This window comes from Pectobacterium atrosepticum (genome assembly GCF_000740965.1).
Taxonomy (GTDB): domain Bacteria; phylum Pseudomonadota; class Gammaproteobacteria; order Enterobacterales; family Enterobacteriaceae; genus Pectobacterium; species Pectobacterium atrosepticum.
The window spans coordinates 1,723,939-1,743,730 of sequence record NZ_CP009125.1; the positions used below are offsets into that span (position 1 = coordinate 1,723,939).

The window sequence follows — 19,792 nt, forward strand, 5'->3', positions numbered from 1 at the left end:
GTATTTGAATTATTCGCAAGATTGTCTTTTTTATTAAACTCAATTAATAAGCTTAATGAAATCCCTTATATACACTCTTTAATTGTCGGCGGTGTGTTATTTATTATCGATTAAATAATGCATCGGAAGACACTACTATTCACTAATTGTAAAGAGGGATATTTATGGCTTACCCAACAACAAATCTTACTGGGATTATCGGTTTTGCAAAAGCAGCGAATGTTACCGGAGGGTCGGGCGGTAAAGTTGTTACGGTAAATTCTCTGGCCGATTTTAAGTCCGCCGTGAGCGGTTCCACAAAAACCATCGTGGTGCTGGGAGCATCGCTAAAAGCATCAGCCTTGACTAAGGTCGTATTTGGCAGCAATAAAACCATTGTCGGTTCTTTCGGCGGGGCTAATGTACTGACTAATATCCACCTGCGCGCTGAGAGCAATTCAGCTAACGTCATTTTCCAGAATCTGGTTTTTAAACATGATGTCTCAATCAAGGACAATGACGATATCCAATTATATCTGAACTACGGTAAGGGATATTGGGTGGACCACTGTTCATGGCCGGGGCATACGTGGAGTGATAGCGACGGCAGCCTCGATAAACTGATTTATATCGGTGAAAAAGCGGATTACGTCACGATCAGTAACTGCTTATTCTCAAACCATAAATATGGCTGTATTTTCGGTCATCCGGCAGATGACAACAATAGTGCATACAATGGCTACCCACGTTTGACCATCTGCCACAACTATTACGAGAATATTCAGGTTCGTGCGCCAGGCCTGATGCGTTATGGTTATTTCCACGTATTCAACAACTACGTCAATAAATTCAACCTGGCCTTTACGGTTGCGCAGAATGCCAACGTGCTTTCTGAACGTAACGTATTTGGCACCGGCGCTGAAAAGAAAGGCATGGTTGATGATAAAGGTAATGGCTCAACCTTTACGGATAATGGCAGTTCACCGGCGGCTGTAGCGAGCAAATCAACTGCGGCTAAATGGACGGCATCATCTAACTATTCATACAGTTTGATGACAACTGCGGCGGCTAAATCCTGGGTTGTTTCTAATTCTGGAGCGCAAAGCAGTGCGCTGAAATTCCCGTCATAATCATTGACTATTTTTATTACGATCTTGTCTGCTGAGTATTTTATTAGGAATTGAAACTCTTTAAATATTGAGTATGCCGTAATATGCCACTCGGCGAACATGTTAATGTTGAGTGGCATATTTATTTGAATGAATTAATATAAATAACTAAGGCTAATTAAGCGGCGATGTTATTTTTTTGGTTGTGGGTAAAATACCACTCAACCGTTTTCTTGATTAACTCTTCTGTGGCATCGATATAGTGCTGTGGTGAGATCCTGACTTCCTGTTCCAGAATCAGTGGAAGCTCGGTGCAACCCAAAATGATTTTCTCGACGCCAGCCTGCAATAGGCGATCTTTGACCGGTGACAGCATGCTATAGGCCCCGGAAATATCACCGGATTTATAGGCATAGATACTTTCCATTACCTGGTGTTGGTCAGCATCATCCGGCGTGTAGCACTCAATATTATCGGTTATCAGATTGTCCTGATAAATTCTCGCTTTCACTGTTGCCGTCGTCGCTAATAAGCCGACGCGTGTTGTATTGGTATTCCTAATTGCCTGACAGGTCACATCAATAATGCTGATCATTTCCGCACTACACTGTTGTTTTAATTCATTGAACCAATAATGTGCGGTATTACACGGAATAATGATGCATTCAGCGCCTGCGTTTTCGAGAATTTTCATATATTGCAGCATTTTACCCAGCGGTGACGCGCTGTGCTGGAGAATGCACTGTGTTCTGTCTGGGATATCAGGAATAGAAACCGCAATCATTGGAATGTGGTCTTGATCCCGATACGCTGGCGTGTTTTTGATCAGTTTTTGCATCGCATCGACGGTGGCACCCGGCCCCATACCACCCAGAATTCCCACGAGACTGTTCATGCTGTTAACCCTGTAGCATTATGAAATTAAAAGGATAATCGCATACTGGCGGGCAATGTGAATTGCTAAATTCCCATCTGCTATGTATGATTTGCATAACTATTGGCATCTCTATGCTTTTACTGGGTTTAACGGCACGCGGTGGGACGACTCTTTGTTGGCGATGTAAAACACGGGTATAGGGAACGAAAACATGACGCTGAGCGTTTTGAGTGAGGGGTGATGCTAAACAATATCGAAACCAAGTGGCTCTATGACTTTATCATGTTGGAAGAGCACCGTAGTTTTACGCTGGCTGCCGAGAAGCGGAATATCTCTCAATCCTCATTTAGTCGGCGCATTCAGGCGCTGGAAGCGGCGGTCGGGTTTGATATTTTCGACCGCAGCGTGCTGCCGCTGCAATTAACCGAACAGGGTCGCGTGTTCCACGCCTATATCCGCAATACGCTGGACGACTTGGAGTATCAGCTCAATAAGTTGCACGGTGGAGATAATTACAAAAATAAGATCACTATTGCGGCAGCGCATTCGCTGTCGGTGTTTATCATGCCGGAGCTGTTAAAAGACGTGCCGGACCCGCAGGAAAAAATCTTCTATGTTGAATCGATCGATGTGGATGAAGCGGTGCTGAATCTTAAAGAAGGACGCAGCGACTTCATTTTCTCGTTTTACAATGAGGATCTGATGGGCGAGCCCTTTATGCACGAGAAGATACTGGAATCTCGGCTTTATCCAGTCTGCGCGTGCGACAGTGCAGGGAAGCCGCTGTTTGATGTAAGCGCCTCATCGGTGCCGTTACTCAATTATACCGAGACGAGCTATATGGGGCGTCAGGTCAGCCGTTACTTATCTAGCGTCGATAGCGATAAGTTTACGGTCAACTTTGTTTCTTCCATGAGCGACTTGCTCAAGCGTATGACAAAGAAAGGGTATGGCATTGCCTGGCTGCCGGACTATTCGATTCAAGAAGAGCTGAAAAACAAAGAGCTGGCGATCCTGAACATGGAAAATGCCGTGATCCGCATGGGCGTTTATCTGTATCGGCTTGATGCGCGGCTGAATGTGGCTTCGGAGAAATTCTGGCGCTATATGAAAGGGCTGTCATCGACGTCTGGGCTATAAACGTCGCGATAATATGATTGTACGACGAGAGCTAAAAAAATAGCGGCCCGAAGGCCGCTATAGATGAAGCATTCACTCATACAGCATTAGCTATTTTGTGTTGCCTGCTGAGGTTCTTTATAAGCGACGACCTCATCGGTAGCCTCTTCCTCATCATCGTCGTGGATGTCTTTTTCCAGACTGGCCACAACGGCGGTAGAGATACTGTTACCGATGACGTTAGTTGCAGTACGGCCCATATCCAGGAACTGGTCGATACCGATAATCAGCAGAATACCGGCTTCTGGCAGGCTGAACATTGGCAGCGTTGCGGCGACGACTACGATAGAGGCACGCGCTACGCCCGCCATTCCTTTACTGGTGATCATCAGCGTCAGCAGGATCAGGATTTGCTGGGTGATGCTTAGGTCGATGTTGTAAGCCTGTGCGATAAACAGAATCGCAAAGGACTGGTACATCATGGAACCATCAAGGTTGAACGAATAACCCAGTGGCAGCACAAAGCTGGTGACTTTTTTCGGTACGCCGAATTTGGTCAGTGCTTCCATGGTTTTCGGGTAAGCGGACTCACTACTTGCGGTAGCAAAAGCCAGCATGGTCGGTTCACGAATCAGCTTCGCCAGAGTCACGATGGCTTTGCCCAGGAACAGGTAGCCAACCAGGAACAGAACGCTCCACAACACGGCCAGGCCGAGATAGAACTCACCGATCAGTTTACCGAAGTCGTAAAGCAGTCCCAGGCCTTGTGTGGTAATCGCGGAAGCGATTGCGGCAAACACAGCAATAGGGGCCAGCGCCATTACGTAGTCGGTCACGCGGAACATCACTTTGGTCAGTTCTTCGATCATGGAAATGATCGTGGTCGCGTGTTTGTTTTTGCCTTTCACATAGGCAAGTGCGGAGCCGAAGAACAGAGAGAACACCAGAATTTGCAGGATCTCATTGTTCGCCATCGCTTCTACGATGCTTTTCGGGAAGATATGGCTGATGAAGATCTTAAGCGTGAATCCGTCCGTATTCAGGCCAGTTGCAACCTGCTGTACAGGGATTTCGAGATTCATGCCTGCACCGGGTTGGAACAGGTTCGCGAAGAGCATACCGATAAGCAGAGAAATGAATGATGCGCTGACAAACCAGATCATTGCTTTCATACCGATACGGCCAACGGCAGAAGAGTTTCCTCCCATGCTTGCCAGGCCAGAAACCAGCGTAGCGAAGACCAATGGTGCGATGATCATTTTAATCAGGCGCAGGAAAATATCGGTAACCATGTTGAAATAAGATGCAATTTCTTTTGCTCGACTGCCATCAAGATACTGATGGCAGGCCCATCCGATTAATATCCCCAGGACGATAGCCAAGACTATCTGTACAAGTAACTTCTGCCTTTGCATATAAACCTCATGTTGATGAATTGATTCAGACAACACAATATTATTGCCGCGTGATGGTTGGTGCTTTCCCTGAATACACCAAGCCCTCACCCGAACCTGTTATTGGGGTGTTGTGTCTGCCCGCCGATATTACAACGATTCTTGTTTTTTACATTTTTTTTCTGCGGATTGTTATGCAATTGTGATCGTTGTCATGCGAAAAATGCATATCCGCACCGCTTGTAATGATAAATAGGGATGTAGTGAGCAGTTCGAGAGAAAGCTATAAAATCAATTAACTTTTTATTAAACAATATGTTGGGTTGATTTTCTCCGGGTAAGAAAAGGTGGGGTAAGGTGTTGAATTAGTGTTGCTAATGATGCGGTGAGTTACATCAATAAAATACATGGTCAATTGGTTAAAAACTGGGTAGTAATAAGGAAACAATCAACGAAAGAATGATATATGTCGCATTTATTGGTTACATTAGTTTTTTAATTATTTTAACTAGTGGTTTGATTTATTAATTATGATAGCCAATAAAATCGCATGAAATAAAGTGTAATTATTAATCAAAGTGTTTCTGTTTTGTAATGTTTACCGTGTTTGGTTATTCAGAACGGTGTTTTTTGTTGTTTAAATTGGCGTTATTGGTTATTTAAAATGTTGTTTTTTTTATTTAAAATACTGTTGTTGGTTATTTCACCGAAAAAGGGCGATGCTCACTTTATCGTGACACGCTTTTTCCAGATGTTTTTTCATCCTATCTGCCGCCGTTTCGGCCTCTCCCCGTTGCAGGCAATCAAGAATGACCAGATGTTCAGCTATCTGTTCCAACCTCTTGGGGTTGAAGGCGGGACTGCCTTGCCGATATTCCACCAGACGCCGTAATTGATTGATTCGCTGTAGACTATGGTGGGCGAAACGATTGCCGCTACAAGCGAGCAGCGTTTCATGAAAGTGCGTATTAGCATCGAACATTTCATGGGCCGTGAGCGTCAGATACCCACCATTAAGGATGTCTTCCTGCTGTTTACGGCAGGCGTTGAGCGTGTGCGGATCGATATGAAACTGCGGCGACAGCAGGCTGACCGGCTCAACCAGTAGGCGGAAGGTGAAACTCTCCTCATAAGCGGCCACGGAATCGATAATCGGCGTGGTTCGCCAGCCTTGACCGGTACGAAATTCTAGCCAGCCTTCCTGTTGAATTCGAGTCAGAACGTTACGTAGTACGGCGCGGGACACCTGACATTCTCGCATGAGATCCACTTCTGAAAACTGCTCGGGCAACCGCCGAGCGAGACGCATATCGACAATCTTCTGGTAGAGCGGATCTTCACTGCTGGCGGCTAATTCTGAGACCAGTCGACCTAGTTCATGGGCATGGCGGTCGAGATAAAACCCTCGGTTGCGGTGGTAATGCAGCATACCTCTTTCTGTCAGGTACAGCAGGGCAGCCTTGACCGGTGTGCGGGAGGCGTTCAGCACTTGCGCCAGCGATGATTCGATCAGGTGAGCGCCGAGTGGGAGTTGCTCACGGCGAATATAGGCGACAATCTGCCTGACAATCCTTGTCTGTAGGGGAGTTAAAGCCATCGCTATCCTGCCATGTCGTTTAGGGTGTTACGGAGATATCGTTTTGCTCTTGCCAGCAAGGAGCACTTACCAAAAGAATGTGCTCCGGCCAAACCGGAGCACTCCTGACTTACTGGTGATAGAACGGAAATGCGCCGAAGACAATACCACCGACCAGCAGCGACAGGCTGACAAAAATCGCCCATTTGATCGCAAAGCGTTGGTGATCGCCGATGTCCACTTTTGCCAGACTGACCAATAGGTAGAGCGATGGCACCAGCGGGCTGAGTAAGTGGAACGGTTGGCCGACAATCGAGGCACGGGCGATCTCCTCTGGGGTAATACCGTAGTTGGCTGCCGTCTGGGCGATAACCGGTAAGATTCCGAAATAGAACGCGTCGTTGGACATCAAAAAAGTAAACGGCAGGCTAATCAGCGCTGTGAATACTGCAAGATAAGGGCCGAAACTCTCGGGTATCACCTGCAACAGGCTCTTCGCCATCGCATCGACCATTCCCGTCCCAGATAAAATCCCGGTGAAAATCCCAGCGGCGAAAATAAGCGATGTCACCGCTAACACGTTAGCCGCGTGTGAACCGATTCGCGCTTTTTGTTCTTCCAGCTTGGGATAGTTGAGCATAACGGCGATGGCGAAGCCGGTCATAAACAGCACCTGAATGGGCAGAAGGCCGATCACCAGAAACAACAGAAGCAGGGTGGTGAGAATAAAGTTGGGCCAGAACATTTTAGGGCGGCGATTAGCGTCGCTTTCTTCGTCACTGCCGTTGCCCAGATTGATCGAGACATTCTGGAAGCTGCTGATATCAATGATCCCCAAGCGTTTACGCTCTTGTAGACCCAGAAAAACGGCTACGCCGACCAGCGTCAGGCTGGCTAAAATAATCGCGGGCAGCATGGGAAGGAATACGTCCAGCGCATCAACGCGCAATGCGGCGGCGGCACGCGCCGTCGGTCCGCCCCAAGGCGAGAGGTTCATTACCCCGCTGGCAATGTTAACCAGACAGGTCAATCCCAGCACGCTCATACCCAGCCGTTGATAAAGCGGCAGAAAGGCAGCAATTGCTATCATGTAGGTGGTAGTACTGTCACCGTCTAGCGCGACCATCAGCGTTAATACGGCGGTGCCGACCAAGACTTTTAGCGGATCGCCTTTAACCAAACGGAGAATGAAGCGCACTAGCGGATCGAACAACCCTGCATCGATCATAATGCCGAAGTAGAGAATAGAAAACGTCAGCATAACGCCGGTTGGTGCCAGCGTTTTGATGCCGTCTAGCATCATCGCGCCCAGCCCCTGATAGAAACCAGCCGCTAGCGCAAACAGCGTAGGGACGAGAATTAGCGCGATAAGCGCAGACATTCGTTTGGTCATGATCAGGTACATAAAGCAGATGACCATAGAGAAACCGAGAATAGTGAGCACAATACGTCTCCTGTTTTTTATTATTTCCCAAATAATTTACTGCCTTTCTCTATGGCAAATTGAAGGTGCAAAAAGCCATGCGATTTTTTATATACCCCAAATAATTCGAGTCGCAGGAACGCGGCCAACGCACATGTAGCTTGAAGTATTACGGGTATAACCGCATATCGAAAGGTATAGGGTCTAGCTATTTCCCAACGTCAGAGACGTTCAGGAGAATACGAATAAAAGGAGAGGGTTAACTTCCGGGGTCGATACGAATAATAAATAACAGATAATGAGAGCGCGATAAGGTAACGGTAATCGGTAACATAAATGACCTCTATGCGAGCAATAATAATATTCCTTTTATCCCCGTTAGCGGCCATGTAACCGATTGTTTGGTCATGACTTTACGTGTAATGCAGATGATTTGATAATCACGGCTAACAGGGGCTCTTTTTGTTAAAAACAAATTAAAGCATTGTAAAATAAAACGCAAATTGCGCTAAATTGGAATAAAAAACAATTGAACGATGGGAAGGTCAGCGATAACCAACATAATTTTAAAAGATAAACAGAGATGTGGGGATTTAATGTCTGCGTAGAAATTTATTAGCGGTTAACGGGAATTCATCCGTTTTCATTAATAAATACTTACAAGATGGGACGGGGAATAAATATATTATCGGTGAGGAGAGTTAAACGTTGTCTAAACCGGCACGTATTTTCTGAATCACTCGAACGTTCTAAACCCAATAATTACCTAAGCCGCCACGTAAAAATGGGTGACGGCTTAGGTAAGGGAGATTAGCTGACGTTTTCTGCGGTGGTACGCAGGCGTTCTTTCAACTGGCTGTATTCCTGCTGAACGTAATTCTCCGCTGCCTGCTGATCGTCAATGGCTTCCAGCTTAACGGCACAGTGTTTGTATTCTGGCGTTTTGGATACCGGATCGAGATGATCCAGCGTCAGCTCATTGCAGGCACCGATCCACCACTGGTAAGTCATGTAGACGGCACCTTTATTGATGCGCTCGCTGACGGCAACGCGAGAAATAACCTTGCCGCGTCGCGATGAGATCCAGACCAGTTGTTGATCGCATATTCCTAAACGTTCAGCGTCATGTGGGTTAACCTGCACGTAACCTGGCTCATCTGCCAGCGTTTGCAGGGCGGTGCAGTTGCCTGTCATGGAACGGCAGGAGTAATGGCCGACTTCGCGCACGGTACACAATACCAGCGGGTAGTCTTCATCGACCCGTTCCATCGGCGGCCGCCATTCTGCGGTTAGCAGCAGGCCTTTCCCGCCGGGGCGATCGAAGTGATTGTTTGCATACAACCACGGGGTGCCGGGGCTGTCTTCCGTCGGACACGGCCACGGCACATAACCCAGCCCCGCCATTTTCTCGTAGGTTGCGCCGTAATACAGCGGGCAGAGCTGCCGCAGTTCGTCCCAGATTTCCTGCGTATTGTTGTAGTGCATCGGATAACCGAGAGCCGTCGCCATCAGGCTGATGATTTCCCAGTCAGGTTTGACATCGCCCTGCGGTTCCACGGCTTTATAAAAACGCTGGAATCCTCGGTCAGCGGCGGTATAGACCCCTTCGTGTTCGCCCCAGGATGTTGCTGGTAAAATGACATCGGCAATCGCGGCGGTTTTGGTCATGAAGATGTCTTGTACGATCAACAAGTCCAGCTCGTTGAACGCATCACGCAGCATCGACAGGTCCGGCTCGGTTTGCAGTGGATCTTCACCCATCACGTAATTGGCTCTGATTTTCCCTTCTTTTATTTTGTGCGGGAGGTCGGTCAGCGAGTAGCCAATTTTGTCAGAGAGCTCAGGCACGCCCCAGGCATCGGCAAATTTCGCCAGTACCGCCTTATCTGTGACGTTTTGATAACCGGGGAACATATTAGGCAGCGCACCCATATCGCAGGCACCCTGTACATTATTTTGTCCACGCACCGGCCCGACGCCAACGTTCGGACGTCCCAGATTACCGGTCAGCAGTGCCAGACCGGATAGCCCTTTGACCACATCAACGCCTTGGCCCCACTGTGTCACGCCCATTCCCCATAGAATAGTGGCTGACGGCGCCGCGGCATACATCCGCATTGCGTCTCGAATCAATTTCGGTGATAAACCGGTAATGTTGGCGACGTACTCCGGCGTGTATTTTGCGACGGTCTGGCTGAATTCCTCGAAGCCTTCGGTATGGCGGGCGACGTAAGCCTTATCGTAGCGACCTTCGTTAATCAGCACGTTAGCAAACGCGTTAACCAGCGCCATGTTGGAGCCATTTTTCAACGGTAGCCACAGATCGGCGATACGCGCGGTTTCGATACGGCGTGGATCGCACACGATGATTTTTGCCCCGCGTGCTTTTGCTTTCAGGATCCGGCGCGCCACGATAGGGTGCGAGTCTGCGGCGTTGTAGCCAAAAATCAGGATGCAGTCGGTCTTTTCGATTTCACAGATGGAGTTACTCATCGCGCCGTTGCCCAGCGTGACCTGTAGCCCGGCAACCGAAGGGCCGTGGCAGAGTCGGGCGCAACAGTCGACGTTGTTATTGCCGGTTACCGCTCGGGCAAATTTCTGCATCACGTAGTTGGTTTCATTACCGGGGCCGCGGGATGATCCCGTATGCATGATCGACTCGGCGCCGTACTTCTCTTTGATGCCTTTTAGTCGAGAGCTGGCGAAGTCGATGGCTTCATCCCAGGAGACCGCTTCAAAGGGGGCGCCTTTTTGACGGCGAATCAACGGTTGTTTCAACCGAGGCGTGAGAAGCTTGGTGTCGTTGAGAAAATCCCAACCGTAATAGCCTTTCAGGCACAGTTCACCTTCGTTGGTGACGCCGTTTGCCCCTTCCGCACCAACCACTTTGCCGTTCTCTACCAGCAGGTTTATTTTGCAGCCTGACCCGCAATACGGGCAGACGGTAAGCACTTTCTGCATGATTGTTCTCCAAAGCCGAGTCTTGGATCGTAAGAACTGCATTCTTGCGGCAGGCTGTTGATGCAGTTATTTAATCCTCGATAATCGCCGATAAAGAAAATTAATTTACTGATCGTGGTCATGCTCAGCGCGTGACAAATTGTCCTAACGCCTTGAGCATCACGACCTTTTTCCATAGGACATTTGTCTGGAAAATAACGTGCTGGTGTACTCCTCCTCTTTATCTGTTAATGCCTATACTGTTTTTGACGATACTAACTCTATGTGCCACCGACTAGGCTGATGCATTCATGCCCATCGGCTGTTTAAAACAACGGAAACTGGCCTCTCAAGGAAGATAACGCATGCTGTTCGTTAATTTTTTGAGCATAACTTCCCATGTAATGGGTACTGAATCAGGGAATTCCAGAACGTCTGTCAGATCGCGCGGGATAAAGGGCGTGATAAGACTGACGGCACCGTCATGAGCAAAAAAGTAAATACTTTCCCGACAGCGCGTGCGGGCGGGAAATATTTTTTAACGTCGCGGAGTGCATTATGGAATTTCTAAGAAACGTCAGCATAAAAATGATGGTGCTGGTCATAGTGGCTTCCCTGCTAGTGGCGTGGGGAGTGGCATCTGGGTTAAGTCTTTACTCGCTTTATCAGGTCACCAATTTGCTTGATAAAAGCGAGACTCAGCGCAAAACGTATTCCCATCTGGTTTATGGCGCCGATCAATATTTTCGGGCCGTAACGCGGATGGAAAGAACCATGGACTATTTGCAGCGTAACGAGCCAGAAAACGCCAAACAGACGTTGGAAATGGCACAGCGTGCAATCAAAAATACCAAGGATTCGCTGGAGAAATTCCAGGCAGCGGAGCACGTTGGTGTCAATCAGGCAACGGTTGATGCAGTTAAAAACACGTGGAACACCCTGATCTCCTCTTCTATCGAGCCGATGAATTCAGCATTGCAACGCAACGATCCTGAAGCATTCCGGCAAATTTTCCGATCCGTTTACCCTCCCGTCAGTCTGACATTCGGGGACGATATCAAACGTTATTCGGACGGCATTACCGCCTCATCGTTGATTCCAAGTGTGAATGAACACAATGATAAAAACCGCAATGTGCTTATTGTGGTTATGTTGATTGGGGTTATCGTGCTGATTTTCACCGAGTATTATCTGAGAAATTATCTGGTGATACCGATTGCCGTACTTAAATCGCACCTGTCGCAGCTGACAGCGGGTCGTTTAGGCTGTGAACTGGCGGAGTTCGGCAAGAACTGTGCAGGGCGACTGATTCCCGATATCAAGCGGTTGCAGAAAAGTTTGCGGGATACGGTGACCGTCATCCGGCAAAGCACGACGGAAATCAACAATGGGACGTCCAGCATTAAGGATGGCAACGATAATCTCTCTAGCCGCACAGAGCAGCAGGCGGCGGCATTGCAAGAAACCGCCGCCAGTATGGAAGAGATTAGCTCCACGGTACGACAGACTACCGATCACGTGCATCAGGTACGCCAACTGGCGAAGGATGCGGCTGACATGGCGCAAAAAGGCGGAAATATCAGCACCAACGTGATGGCAACAATGGATGGTATCAGTGCCAGTTCGCGACAAATCTCCGATATCACCTCGGTTATTAACAGCATTGCGTTCCAGACCAATATTCTGGCACTGAATGCGGCTGTTGAGGCGGCGCGTGCGGGGGAGCAAGGGCGAGGGTTTGCCGTGGTGGCTGGGGAAGTTCGAACGTTGGCGCAGCGAAGTGCGCAGGCGGCGAAAGAGATCGAGGCGCTGATTGCGGAATCCGTTTCACGGGTTGAAACCGGTGCAGGGCAGGTAAGGCAATCCGGCGAGGCGATGACGGCAATTATCGCTTCCATCGCTCATGTGAACGATCTGATTGGTGAAATCGCGGCGGCTACGGATGAGCAAACGCGCGGTATTACGCAAATTAGCCAAGCGGTGCACGAAATGGATAGCGTCACACAGCAGAACGCGTCGTTGGTGATGCAATCGGCTGAAGCCGCCGCGCGTCTGGATGAACAAACCAGTGAATTGTCTGCCGTAGTGGACGTGTTTAATCTGGATTCGGATAGCGATCAGCAAACCGCTTTCTCCCGTCCGGCCATTGCCGCTCCTGTTCACCGCGCGGTCGCGCAGAGCACTACGCCGTTGTTGTCGGTGCATGGCCGTCACGGTGAGGGATGGGAAAAGTTCTGATCCGCAGTGGGTTGAATGCGCGAGAGACGTTGAACGCATGTAGAGGTTGAGTACGACATAGCCAATAAGTTTGATGACGAACAGGGCAGAAAGGAGTCTGCCAGGTTCCCTTGCCTTCCGGTTTTCGTCTGACTTCTTGTGGACCACTGCTCAAAAAATGGTGGTGAAAAACGTTATGTCGATGTGCGTAATACCTTGGATTACTGAGAAAAAATGGCATTTTTTTCTGTAAAAATGACTGCGGTAGTGTAAAGAAATGCCATTTTAAGACGAGGATCTCTAGCGAGAAAGTGATTTTAATTAAATGATGGTATGATTATTGCTTTGTTTTTGCTGGGTGTATTTTGCCGATTTTGCGATCAAAAAACCGCACTTCCCCAAGGATATTGAAAGAGAATGGGGTTTTTGACGTTAAATAAATGATTGAAACTATTTGTTACATACTAAAGTCATTCTTGCTTATCTTTTCGTGACGTAAATCAAGACAGATGACGACTTCAAAGTGATAATAAGAATAAATATCATTTGTGCTTCACCACACGCTTATGTCTATCTGGCAAAAAACGCTTCTGTTGTTGTGTTGGTTGTTGAGCTGTTCAGTGGCAGTTGCCGCGACCGATTACGCCACATTCATTCAAGATATCGAAACCAGGCTGGATAAAACGGCTCAGCTCTATGAGCAGCAAAAGCCGGATGACGCCCGCACTGAAGTTCAGATGGCCTATTTTGAGGTATTTGAAAACCTCGAAGGCCCTATCCGCATCAATATCTCCGCGCAAAAAAGCTATCAGCTAGAAGCGACCTTTGGTGAAATTCGCCGCATGATTGGCGAAGGAAAACCGCAGGCTGACGTGCAGGCAAAAATCTCATGGCTGAAGGGTGAACTGGATGCTGTTTTGCCCGTGCTGTCGGAAGGGCACAAGCTGGTTGCGCAGGAGCAGCACGGTGCCTACGACAATGCTGATATCGCGCCGTACTGGCAACAGAGTTTTAAAATCATTGATGACCAGCTCGCGCTGGCCGTGACGGAATATCAGGCTGGCGATTACAAAAAAGCCAGCCAGAGCGTGCAGCAGGCGCACTATCAGGGATTTAAAAACTCTGAAATGGAAATGTCTGTCCGGCAGAATCGCTCGGCGCAGCAGGCCGCTTCCATTAATCAACAATTCTCTGCATTGATTACGTTAGCCAGCCAACCCGAGCAACTGACAGACGTTGCCTATCGGGTCACCACGCTGTTGCAAGATATCGAGGATGTCTTACCGGGGTTGCCGACAACGCGCGATAGCCAGCAGGCAACGGCGGCACCTGCCGCGAATGCCGATACCGGCGCTGTGCCGGATGCAAACTGGGCGAAAGTCTCCGACGATATTAATCAGGCCATTGCCGCCGCTATCGCACAATACCGTGCGGGTCAGATTAAACCCGCCATCATGGCGGTGCAGGACACCTACTTCGATCTGTTTGAAGCGACAGGCATGGAGAACAAAGTCGGTTCTCGTGATGCGGCGTTCAAATCGACGCTGGAAGGGTATTTCACCCGTCTGGTGAGCATGATGAATGCCAAACAGCCGGTGGATCAACTGCAAGGGCAGGCTGACGCGTTGCAGCAGGAACTGGCGAAAGCGGTCACCATGTTGGGCGACGGCGGCGAAACGCATTGGAGCCTGTTGATATACAGCCTGATGATTATTGTGCGTGAAGGGCTGGAAGCCTTGCTGATTGTGGCGGCGATCGTGGCCTATCTGGTGAAAAACAATCAGCAGGACAAACTGCCGCTGATTCGCCAGTCAGTTTACGTCGCGCTGCTGTGTAGCGTGATTACCGCTTTTATTTTCCAACTCGTGTTCACCAATTCCGGAGCCAGTCGTGAGCTGCTGGAAGGCATTACGATGCTGATCGCCGTAGTGATGCTGTTCTTCATGAGCTACTGGCTATTGTCCAAAGTGGAAGCGCGGCACTGGAAGGCTTATCTGGAAGGTAAGCTGTCCCATTCGCTGAGCAGCGGTTCCATGATCGGGCTATGGTTAACCAGCTTTCTGGCTGTGTACCGCGAAGGTGCGGAGACCGTGTTGTTCTACTACGCGCTGGTCGGTGATGCCAACAATATGGCAGGGCACCTCTCCATTCTGGCTGGGTTTGCCATCGGCTGTGTGATCCTACTTATCGCTTACTTCGTGATGCGCTACACCATCGTCAAATTACCGCTGAAGCCGTTCTTCATGTTTACCGGCTGCTTTATGTACCTGATGGCGTTTGTGTTCGCAGGAAAAGGCGTGCTGGAACTGATCGAAGGCAAGCTGTTTGAGCCGACGTTGCTGACTAGCGTGCCGGAAATCAGCTGGCTGGGCATTTATCCTTATGTGGAAACGCTGATTCCACAAGTTGTGTTGGTTGTCGCGGCGTTACTTGCCCTGTGGGTGATGCGACGCAGAGCGTCAGCCATCTAATAAAGCATGAATCCAATATTAAATACTGAAAGCAATAAGAGCAGAAAATAACCATAACAACCCCAATCGCTTAGCGAATTAAGTGAGTAGGGACGACTGAGATGAGGATAGGTTTGATGAATATGCAAAAAAGTCTGATTGCGGGTGCCATTATTGCCGGTATTTTTACAGCGCCTGCTGCGCTGGCGTTTAAAGAATATCCAGCGGGTGAGCCTGTTTCCCTGAACGAAATGGAAATTGCTGCTGTTTATCTGCAACCTATCGACATGGAGCCACGTGGGATGGGGCTGCCTGCCGCTAAAGCAGACATCCATCTGGAAGCTGATATTCACGCTGCTGAAGGCAACAAGAACGGTTTTGGTGCCGGTGAGTGGATGCCGTTCCTGACGATTGCTTACACCCTGACCAACACCGATACCGGCGCGAAGCAAGAAGGCACCTTCATGCCAATGGTTGCTAGCGATGGTCCACACTACGGTGCGAACATCAAAATGATGGGGGTGGGTAACTATAAAGTGACTTACCACATCGATCCGCCATCAAAAGCCGGTATGCACCGTCACACCGATGGTGAAACGGGCGTAGGCCGCTGGTGGAAACCGTTTGATGTCAGCTTTGACTTCAAATACGTCGGCATAGAATAAGGTCTTCTGTCCGCGATGCACTGTCGCGGCCATGTTCACGCCTCTGCGGATACATTATTGCTGCCCGCAGAGGCGGTGATTTTCTGGTTAGTGTACTGATGCCGCCAGACAGCATGCTTAACCAACGCACCTGCAACTTGAACGCGGTTTGCAGCGGCGAGGCCCATGTGTGGGCCGAGTAACAAAGCCAACACACCTGCAACTTGAAAGGTGACGGGTATATATGAGTTATTTCTTTATCGCGACACTCCAATCTTTCCTGCCGATTGCACTATTGCTCGGGTTGAACTGGAGCCATCGTTCTACGCCGACGATCGGGCCGCTGGGCTGGGTCACGCTACTGGCGCTGTGTGCCGGTACATTTATTGGCGTTCACTTTCCTAACGGGCAAGCGTTTCTGCTTGGGTTTACGGCACTTCAAGCGCTTGCTTTGATCCTGTTTCTTGCCTGTCAGTGTTTTTCACATCCGCGTCTCGGCTATCTGTGGCAGGCGCTGTTAGTGGCAGGCGCGGCGGTGCAGTGGGGCGGCGATCCTAATCTGACCGCGTTGACGACCACGCATGTGGTGAATACCGATCTGCTGCTGAATTTCAGCGCCGTGATAGTGGCGTTTGGCTGGCTGGTGTTTTGCGCCGCGCTGTGCGGCATGATTGTGCGCCGCATTCGTTTACTGCGCTGGCCACTTTTGGCCTTGCTAGTCGCACTCTTGCTGTTGCCGATAAGCGGTAATCTACTGCTGTTACTGATGAAATTACAGGCGCTAGGGTTAACCAAACCGCGCCTGAGCTATGTGGCGCATGTCACCAATAGCGCCTATTTATTGAATTATCTCAGTGCGTTAGTTATGGCGATTTTAGCCGCCAGTCTTGCCTGGCCGCTGTTGCATGCGCGCCGTGAGATGCAGGCCGCGTATGAGGCGATTGAAAAACGCAAAGCGACGGCAGGCTATCGTAATGTGCGCCGCACGCTGCTGGCGACGGTAGCGGGGCTGCTGGTTGTCGTCTTCGCTCAGCTCTATTGGGACAAGGTGGCGTCACAACCGCCTCGCCTGTCGGAAGCCCAGCCAGTGACGCTGGCGGCCGATGGCAAAGTGCATATTCCGATTGATCAGGTGCGCGATGGCAAGTTGCATCGCTTCGTTTGGATTGCCGATGATGGCAAGGCGGTGCGCTTTTTCATCATTAACCGCTATCCCGATCGCCTGCGTCTGGGGGTGGTGTTTGATGCCTGTCTGCTGTGTGGCGATCAGGGCTACGTGATGGAAGGCAATCAGGTGATTTGTGTTGCCTGCGGTGTGCATATTTTCATTCCTTCTATCGGGAAAGCGGGTGGCTGTAATCCGGTGCCGATTGAAGGGTGGAGTAACGACGATAATGAACTGGTGATTGGACGTGCTTCGCTGGCGGCTGGCACTAACTACTTCTCGACGGTGGTATCGATGGAAGTGATCGATCCGGTTGATGGTTCCAAGCTGACCAACGTGAATGCAGAGCATAAATATCGCTACGGCGGTAAAACCTACTTCTTCTCGTCAGAAGCGAACTATAACCGCTTCCGCGAAAGTCCCGCTAAATTTGCCACGGCCAAAGCGGCGGTTGGCGAACCGGTGGAGGAGGAATAATTATGCTGTGGCGACTATTACGTCAGTCCTGGCGCAGAAATGTTCGACGCAAATCGCTGGCGGTGTTGACCGTGTTTTTGGCGGCCGGATTGATTTCCGCACTGCTGGCGGTGTCCATCGATATCGGTGACAAGATGGCGCGTGAGCTGAAGTCCTACGGTGCGAATATCTTGATTGAACCCGCAGGTCAGGCGGCGCTGCCTGCGCTGTTTGGCGAGCGCAGTAATCCGCTGGAAGGGCAGGATTTTCTTGATGAAGCCGAACTGCCTAATATCAAAGATATCTTCTGGCGCAATAATATTGTCGGTTTCGCACCGCTGCTAAGCGGCGATGTTGAGATCAATGGTCAGCCAGTTGCCGTATTGGGCACGTTCTTTTCTCAGCCTGTCGCCGTGCCGGATGAGGAAGACTATCGCACAGGGCAAATGACCGTTAGCCCTTACTGGCAGGTGGCAGGACAGTGGCCACAGGAGCCGGTGACGACGGAAAATGTGGCGCAGGCGCTGGTGGGAAAACAGCTGGCGACCCAAACGGGCTGGAAAGTAGGGGATAAACTCGCACTGCGCGGCTCGAAAGGGGACGCGACGGTAGAAATTAGCGGCATTCTGAACAGCGGTGGCGATGAAGAAAGCCGGCTGGTGATGCCGCTGGCAACGGTGCAATCGCTGCTAGGGCTGGCGGGTAAAATTCAGGCCATTCGCGTGTCGGCGCTAACTGTACCGGAAAATGAACTGTCGCGGCGGGCGCGTGAAAATCTGGAAGCGCTCAACGCCGAAGAATATGACCTCTGGTACTGCACTGCGTATGTGTCTTCGATTGCACACCAGTTGGAAGAGGCGATTTCCGGTTCGGTCGTGCGCCCCATCTGGCAGGTTGCTGCGTCGGAAGGTGTGGTGATCGACAAGATTCAACTGCTATTGGCGGTGGTGACCTTTGCGGCGCTGGTGGCGTCTGCGATGGGGATTGCCTCGCTGATGACCAGTACCATCATGGAACGCGCCAAAGAAATCGGGCTGATGAAAGCGCTGGGTGCACGCCAGTGGCAAATCATGCTGCTGTTTTATCTCGAAGCGGCACTGAGCGGGTTGGTGGGTGGTATCGCGGGCTGTGTCGCTGGCTGGGGGCTGGCGAAAGCGATTGGCCTGATGCTGTTCGGCGTACCGTTGAGCTTCGCGTGGATCGTTATCCCTTGCGTACTGGTGATCTCGATGTTGATTGCCATTATCGGAACGTGGTTCCCAGCGCGGAAAATTGCCAAACTGTATCCGGTGGAGGTGCTGTATGGGCGCTAACGGTTGGATGAACAGCATGTTCTGGCGTTTGGTGTTCCGCGCGCTACGGCTCCGTATGCAGCGCGTCAGCGTGGTGTTTGCCGCACTGACGGTAGGGGCGGCGATTGTGACGGCGATGTCCGCCGTCTATTTCGATATCAACGCCAAGATGAGCCAGGAACTGCGCACCTTTGGCGCAAATTTTTACATCGGCCCGGCGCGTGGGAACTCGATTCCACAAAGCACGTTTCAGCCGATAATTGACAATGCACCAACTGGGTTAATCAATGCAGCCAGCCCTTATCTGTATGGCATGGCGCGTACGGAGTTGGAGAAAGTGGTGCTGATGGGCGTATGGTTCGAATCGCTACGCCAACTGGCACCGTACTGGCAGGTCACGGGTAACTGGATTGGTGTTAGCTTCGACGATCGTAATGCCATGATCGGGGTGAAGCTGGCGGCGCGGTTGAACGTCAAAGTCGGCGACAGTATTACGCTAGTGGACGACGGCGGGAAGCAGCGTTTGCAGATTAAAGGCATTGTGGAATCCGGCGATGCGACAGACAACATGCTGATTGTGAATCTGGATCTGGCGCAAAAGTGGCTGGATAAAGAAGGCGCGATCAGTAATGCCTTGCTCAGTGTTAGCAACGATCTGGGACAGGTCGATCGTTTCGCTGCCCAACTCCAGCAGCAGTATCCGCAACTGGAGATCCGCCCGATTCTGAAAGTGTCGGCGTCGGAAGGTCAGGTGCTGAATAAAATCAAAGGGCTGATGGGGTTGGTCTCGGCGGTGATCCTCGTCTTGTCTTCACTGTGCGTGAACACCACGCTGATGGCGATAGTCGGTGAACGTGCACGCGAGTTCGCGCTACAGAAAGCGCTGGGCGCAAGTGGACGAGACATCATTAGGCAGATGCTGGCAGAAACCGGCATTATCGCGCTGGCTGCCGTGGTGTGCGGTTCGCTGCTGGGTTATTTGTTGGCACAGGTGTTGGGGATGGCGGTATTCAACGCGACCATTTCGCTGCGTTTGCCGGTGTTCCCGCTCACGCTGGGGCTGTCTTTGCTGGTTGCTGCGGTTGCGGCAGTGGTTCCTACCCGGCGGGCGATTTATGTCGAACCGGCCAAAGTCTTGAAAGGAGAGTAGT

General features: G+C 50.3%; 14 protein-coding genes. 8 read left to right on the plus strand and 6 right to left on the minus strand.

Translation table 11 applies throughout. The features are described 5' to 3' along the window. The first annotated feature begins 164 nt into the window (after positions 1-164). A complete protein-coding gene (locus GZ59_RS07420) occupies positions 165-1,109 on the plus strand; it encodes a pectate lyase family protein (protein ID WP_011093082.1) in 945 nt (314 codons plus the stop codon). 157 nt (positions 1,110-1,266) lie between these two features. On the opposite strand, the gene cuyB is transcribed toward GZ59_RS07420, so the two are convergent. Further along, a complete protein-coding gene (cuyB, locus tag GZ59_RS07425) occupies positions 1,267-1,983 on the minus strand; it encodes a cysteate racemase (protein WP_039290975.1) in 717 nt (238 codons plus the stop codon). A gap of 222 nt (positions 1,984-2,205) precedes the next feature. On the opposite strand from cuyB, the gene hypT reads away from it, so the two are divergent. Continuing rightward, entirely contained in the window at positions 2,206-3,105 is a 900-nt protein-coding gene (gene hypT, locus GZ59_RS07430) for a hypochlorite stress DNA-binding transcriptional regulator HypT (RefSeq protein ID WP_039290978.1), read from the plus strand. A gap of 86 nt (positions 3,106-3,191) precedes the next feature. On the opposite strand, the gene GZ59_RS07435 is transcribed toward hypT, so the two are convergent. The 5 genes from GZ59_RS07435 to GZ59_RS23660 form a co-directional block, all read right to left on the minus strand. Then, positions 3,192-4,499: a dicarboxylate/amino acid:cation symporter gene (locus tag GZ59_RS07435; protein ID WP_011093085.1), complete on the minus strand. Its 1,308-nt coding sequence runs from the start codon at positions 4,497-4,499 to the stop codon at positions 3,192-3,194. Positions 4,500-5,181: 682 nt separating this feature from the next. Beyond that, on the minus strand, positions 5,182-6,075 hold the full coding sequence (locus GZ59_RS07440) for a GntR family transcriptional regulator (RefSeq protein WP_039290980.1): 894 nt from the start codon (positions 6,073-6,075) through the stop codon (positions 5,182-5,184). 109 nt (positions 6,076-6,184) lie between these two features. Continuing rightward, positions 6,185-7,498 carry a CitMHS family transporter gene (locus GZ59_RS07445; protein WP_039290982.1) on the minus strand — a complete coding sequence of 438 codons (1,314 nt, stop codon included), beginning with the start codon at positions 7,496-7,498 and terminating at the stop codon, positions 6,185-6,187. 789 nt (positions 7,499-8,287) lie between these two features. Continuing rightward, on the minus strand, positions 8,288-10,438 hold the full coding sequence (fdhF, locus tag GZ59_RS07450; RefSeq protein ID WP_039290985.1) for a formate dehydrogenase subunit alpha: 2,151 nt from the start codon (positions 10,436-10,438) through the stop codon (positions 8,288-8,290). Further along, positions 10,387-10,614: a hypothetical protein gene (locus GZ59_RS23660; RefSeq protein WP_146052406.1), complete on the minus strand. Its 228-nt coding sequence runs from the start codon at positions 10,612-10,614 to the stop codon at positions 10,387-10,389. Before GZ59_RS23660 ends, fdhF begins: the two co-directional genes overlap by 52 nt. 361 nt (positions 10,615-10,975) lie before the next feature. Between GZ59_RS23660 and GZ59_RS07455 the strand changes: the two genes are divergently transcribed. From GZ59_RS07455 to GZ59_RS07480, 6 genes are all read left to right on the plus strand, one after another. Further along, on the plus strand, positions 10,976-12,655 hold the full coding sequence (locus GZ59_RS07455; protein WP_039290987.1) for a methyl-accepting chemotaxis protein: 1,680 nt from the start codon (positions 10,976-10,978) through the stop codon (positions 12,653-12,655). A gap of 545 nt (positions 12,656-13,200) precedes the next feature. Then, entirely contained in the window at positions 13,201-15,105 is a 1,905-nt protein-coding gene (locus tag GZ59_RS07460; RefSeq protein WP_039290989.1) for an FTR1 family iron permease, read from the plus strand. 116 nt (positions 15,106-15,221) lie between these two features. Continuing rightward, a complete protein-coding gene (locus tag GZ59_RS07465; RefSeq protein WP_011093091.1) occupies positions 15,222-15,749 on the plus strand; it encodes an iron transporter in 528 nt (175 codons plus the stop codon). Between the two features lie 223 nt (positions 15,750-15,972). Next, positions 15,973-17,370, plus strand: coding sequence for a Fe-S-containing protein (locus GZ59_RS07470; protein ID WP_011093092.1), 1,398 nt, complete (start codon positions 15,973-15,975; stop codon positions 17,368-17,370). Positions 17,371-17,372: 2 nt separating this feature from the next. Continuing rightward, positions 17,373-18,662: an ABC transporter permease gene (locus GZ59_RS07475; protein ID WP_011093093.1), complete on the plus strand. Its 1,290-nt coding sequence runs from the start codon at positions 17,373-17,375 to the stop codon at positions 18,660-18,662. Continuing rightward, entirely contained in the window at positions 18,652-19,791 is a 1,140-nt protein-coding gene (locus tag GZ59_RS07480; protein WP_039290993.1) for an ABC transporter permease, read from the plus strand. The genes GZ59_RS07475 and GZ59_RS07480 overlap by 11 nt, the downstream gene beginning before the upstream one ends. Position 19,792 lies beyond the last annotated feature (1 nt).